This window comes from Treponema sp. R6D11, assembly GCF_054786075.1.
In genome coordinates this window covers 1-4,595 of the sequence record NZ_BDHD01000143.1, presented here as the reverse complement: position 1 = coordinate 4,595, position 4,595 = coordinate 1, and the positions used below count along the sequence as shown (strand labels likewise).

At 42.4% G+C, this 4,595-nt stretch carries 5 protein-coding genes; all 5 read right to left on the bottom strand.

Annotated features, from left to right (window positions below; genetic code table 11):
• Positions 1-23 precede the first annotated feature (23 nt).
• On the bottom strand, positions 24-353 hold the full coding sequence (locus ACYVTD_RS10015) for a hypothetical protein (RefSeq protein ID WP_461247637.1): 330 nt from the start codon (positions 351-353) through the stop codon (positions 24-26).
• Positions 354-688: 335 nt separating this feature from the next.
• On the bottom strand, positions 689-1,813 hold the full coding sequence (gene fliN / locus ACYVTD_RS10010; protein WP_461247638.1) for a flagellar motor switch protein FliN: 1,125 nt from the start codon (positions 1,811-1,813) through the stop codon (positions 689-691).
• Positions 1,813-2,841: a flagellar motor switch protein FliM gene (fliM, locus tag ACYVTD_RS10005; protein WP_461247636.1), complete on the bottom strand. Its 1,029-nt coding sequence runs from the start codon at positions 2,839-2,841 to the stop codon at positions 1,813-1,815. Before fliM ends, fliN begins: the two co-directional genes overlap by 1 nt.
• Before the next feature lie 102 nt (positions 2,842-2,943).
• Positions 2,944-3,510: a flagellar basal body-associated FliL family protein gene (locus ACYVTD_RS10000; protein WP_461247635.1), complete on the bottom strand. Its 567-nt coding sequence runs from the start codon at positions 3,508-3,510 to the stop codon at positions 2,944-2,946.
• A gap of 222 nt (positions 3,511-3,732) precedes the next feature.
• Positions 3,733-4,595: hypothetical protein (locus ACYVTD_RS09995; RefSeq protein ID WP_461247634.1), on the bottom strand; the 863-nt coding region annotated here is incomplete at its 5' end.

The following is a 4,595-nucleotide window of genomic DNA, read 5'->3' as shown; positions in this document are numbered from 1 at the left end:
TGGTCTCGTATGAGAACGCTTATTTAGAAAGTAAACGCACTGGTGTCTGTTATCGTTCCATTATCATTTAGTTTTGTTTGTATTTGGGATTCGTAAATATTAATATATTCGTTATTAATGTTTCCTTTGCACTTATCATAGAAGGAAAACAATGCGAATATTGCTCCGCCCATTTCAGGAGTACGATATTCCGCACACAAATCTGCAAACAGTTGGTTAAGCATTATCCTTTTAGGAATAAAAAATGCAAAAATGCAAGTTACTATAGTCGCTAGTAATGTTGCTATAGCCACTATTAATGTTAATATAGGAACAATATCTATACACATCTTCTTCTCTCCTCTCTCATTCATCTTACGCATGAGAAAGCCAACGGCTCACCTTATCCCACGCTGTTCTTTCATATTCCTTACTTCGGACTATAACTACTATATTGTAATTTGACAAATTTATCCAGCGATATAGTCTGTATTTACAGAACCCCATTTTTTGCGGCAACATCAGCATTTTGTCCGTTTACACTCGCTATCCGTATGGAACGAAATGCCAAGACTCCAGTCCTTATTTTTGCCGATTGCTTCAAAACCATTTTTAACTGTGGGGTATCATAGAGGTCATGGAGTTGGTTCAAAAAAACAAAAAAGGACGGCATATCTGCCGTCCCTTTTAACGCATTTTCAGTGGTAAATCAATTGTAGCCCATGTCGTTTATGCGTTCCATCGGCGACACAATTTCCGTTACACGCACGCCGAAGTTTTCATCAATAACTACTACTTCGCCTTTGGCTATCAGTTTATGGTTTACAAGAATGTCTACAGGTTCACCGGCAAGTTTATCAAGCTCGATAATCGTGCCCTCGCCCATGCCTAAAATTTCTTTAATTAATTTGCGAGTGCGTCCAAGTTCTACAGTCATTTCCATGGATACGTCCATGATAAGACCGATGTTGCCCGCTTCGTGAGGACCAAGACGCGGCTGATTCAAATTGGGAAATTGAACAGGCTGCACATTGGCAGATCCGACGTTAGCCGACATGCCCATACCTTGACCCATACCCATTCCTCCCATATTCATTCCGCTCATATCCATGCCCCCCATATTCATTCCGGCATTTTGCATACCGGGTGCTGCTTGCGCCGGAGCGCTACTGCTTAAACTGTTGGAAATATCAGCCGCCGGAGACGGACCTAAAACTTCCCATATCTGATGCGAAAGCCCGTCGCCCATATCAAGACCATAGGTCATAACGGCAAACTCACCGGCGGGAAGCGCCGCCGCGGCTTTCGCTATATTTGCCGCCGTAGGAGACGATGCTGCAATCGACTTATTTCCTGTTTTATCTGTAAGAACTGTTATTTGTGTTCCCGCAATCTGAGAAACAACTTCTCCAATTACGGACATAGCCATTTCATCAAGCTGTATATCGTTTTCCTTAGTCATAAGGCTTGCGATAGCTTTGGCTGATTCTTCAGAGAAGATAAAACAATGCTCGCCGGGGAAGCCTGAAGTAAAATTAGAATTTACTACAGTTACCATACCGGGAAGCAGACCTAAAAGACCATCGCGATCTGTAGCCGAAACTTCAGGACCGACAAGAGTTACCTTAGTGCCTGTCAGAGCGGCAAGGTTAGCTGAAAGAGCACCGGTAGTTGAAGCAAAAACCGATTCAAGCGAGTTAACATCAAAACTTGCGCCTGCGCCGCCGCCTGATGGCGGAGCTGTCATTGTAGCCGCAGGAGCGCCGCCGCCGCCAGAGTCAACACCGGCTAGCAATGCGTCTATTTCATCCTGAGAAAGTGCGCCATCGCTCATCATAATTCATCTCCTTCAGAGGCAAGCTCTTCAAATTCTTCATGTCCAAGCTCGTCTATTTTTTGTGTTATCTGAACCGCTATTTTCTTCCCGATGATACCGGGGCGGCACAGAAACTTCTTTCTGGAGCCGATGTTCAATGAATAGGGATCGCCAATGCGCGTGTTATAAAGCCTTATTACATCCCCAATCTGCAATGAAAGAACGTCCCTTACGGGTACATTTATCTTTCCAATTTCGGCTGTTACATTAACATCGACCGTTGCGAGCTTATCCTTTAGAACATTGAGGTTTTCTGTGGTGGCGTTTCGGCGCACCGAAGAATACCAGAACTGCGCCGACAATTTGCCGATTATCGGCTCTATGGTAAGGTAAGGGATACAGAAGTTCATCATGCCTTCTACATCGCCTACTTTGGTTTCAAGAGTTACAAGAACGACCATTTCCGTAGGCGGTACAATTTGCGCGAACTGCGGATTGGTGTCAATTTGTCCAAGACGAGGGCGTAAGTCGATAACTGTAGTCCACGCTTCACGCATATTTCCCAAAATACGGACGATAATGCCTTCCATTACGGATTGTTCAATATCTGTTAATTCGTGTTGTGATTTTGTGCCTTCGCCCGTACCGCCGAAAAGACGGTCAATTACGGAAAATGTAATAGCAGGGTCGATTTCCAAAATAGCGTTTCCCTTGAGGGGATCCATATTGATAATAGCCAAAGTTGTCGGTGTAGGAATAGAACGGATAAATTCTTCGTATGTTAGCTGATCTACCGAAGCGACATGGACATGAACCATACTGCGAAGCTGGGCTGAAAGGCTTGTTGTGGTTAAGCGGGCAAAAGTTTCATGCATAATGGAGACAGTACGAATCTGTTCCTTAGAGAACTTGTCGGGGCGTTTGAAGTCATATATTTTGATTTTCCGGCTATCAGCGGCAGGTCTGAAATCTTCAGGCTCTGTATCCCCTGCATTTATCGCGGTTAATAACTGGTCTATCTCATCTTGGGACAGAACTTCTGTCATATTACCCTTGAAGCTCCCTTTTTCTCCATAATAATCTCATCTTTAGCTCTTGACAAGAGCTTTACAGAAAGGAAACTGATGTTTCCTTTCTGTCTTAGAAACTTAGAAATTCTCCATTACATCGAACTTATTAAACAATATGATACGCGCCCTTGCTGTGTCCAAAAAGCGGGTATTTAACATTTCGCGAATATCGGCTTTTAGTTCTTCTTCTTTTTCGGGAACAAGGTCAGCGGCATATTTCCCCGAGAAATACTGTCTTACAAAGTCTCGCAATTCATACTTGCGGCTGACTAATTCCGCTGACGCATTTAAGTCGTTTAAATCGTAGCCGATTATCATTTCTACGCTGACTGTGGAACTGGTAGGGAAATCCCTCGTTCTGACCGTCATGGAGCCAATCATATCGTAATAATTATACTCCGGTCTTTTGCCCACATACGGACCATTGGGATCGACAATTACAGTCTGAGATTTACCGCCCTTATTAAGGATATTAACGGTAATAATACAGACAGTTACTATAAAAATTAACGCGCCCAAACCAATAGCCACAAACTTTAAAATCGTCGGAAGCAAACCGCCAAGCCCGCCGCCTCTTTTTTTAGGAGCGCCGCCTGCATCAGGAGCATCACCGCCATCAAGATCCAGATCATCACTATCAGACATTCCAAAACCTCCCCAGTTCAATTCTAACCGAAATTCACTCAAATTTACAGTTATTCTTATTAATCATCGGCTTATTACCGGCAAATTGTTACATTTTTATGGTAAAAAAGCCTGTAAAAACAGGAAGAAATCTACCACGAACCACACGAACAAGGAGGGGAAAGTCACAAAAAAGCCCTGTAAAAACAGGGCTTGAAATGTCAAATATTGTCTATTTTGTCGTCATGGCGAGGTTATATTCCCAAGGTTAATGTTAATATTCGGTACATCTGTATTATAGACAGTTACTGTATTAACATAAGACTCCGAAAAAAGATTATCATAATTAGAAGAAAAGCCAGACACATAAAAGCTAATATTAGTTGAAGAACTAAAAGCCGGCATTGTTATAGACCACGGCGCATTGGCTACGGGAGAAGTAAGAGATGTATAACTGGGGTATGACAATGAAGTGCCGTAGGCGGAAATTAAAACTCTAGGCACTGCTTGCCCATTATAAGTAACATTGATAGTTCCGCTTAAAGTTATGTATTTAAGACTAACTATCCCAAGACTGCCCACATTGGCGTTTACACTATTAATATATGGAGTAGCAGGGATTTCAATAGAAAATCTGTTGCCATTCGACAACCGAATACTCAGACTGAAGTTTCCATTTGAAGGGAAAAACTCATCATTTTCATATATCGGAATTGACCATCTGATGTTTGTAAGAGTTCCGGAACCGGTTATATTTATACTGTCAGAATAAGAAAACCAATGTTCCTCGCCTACACTATCATACCCAGAAACATAAATATCCACTCTTGGCGCAGGATTTGGAACATCGGTCAAGGTAATCATACCAGTAATTTCGCCGATTTTTTCTCCACGACTTTCTTCTTCATCTTCCTCCAACAGATCATATGGTATATAAATTATCGTATTGGGATATATTTTATCAGTACCTTGAAAAGGTTGTTCTAACGCCGCATCTTTATAGAATAACGGTATCCCTCCGTAGAATAAAGAAAGATACTCATCATAGGTCATATCGAGGAATTTCCCTGTTCTTCCAGGTCTTACATTCCTGTTCTGGCGCACCC

What these genes read in the sequence shown, in the direction of transcription:
- ACYVTD_RS10015 (WP_461247637.1), bottom strand. Translation starts at nt 353, where the DNA reads ATGAATGAGAGAGGAGAGAAGAAGATGTGTATAGATATTGTTCCTATA.
- fliN (WP_461247638.1), bottom strand. Translation starts at nt 1,813, where the DNA reads ATGAGCGATGGCGCACTTTCTCAGGATGAAATAGACGCATTGCTAGCC.
- fliM (WP_461247636.1), bottom strand. Translation starts at nt 2,841, where the DNA reads ATGACAGAAGTTCTGTCCCAAGATGAGATAGACCAGTTATTAACCGCG.
- ACYVTD_RS10000 (WP_461247635.1), bottom strand. Translation starts at nt 3,510, where the DNA reads ATGTCTGATAGTGATGATCTGGATCTTGATGGCGGTGATGCTCCTGAT.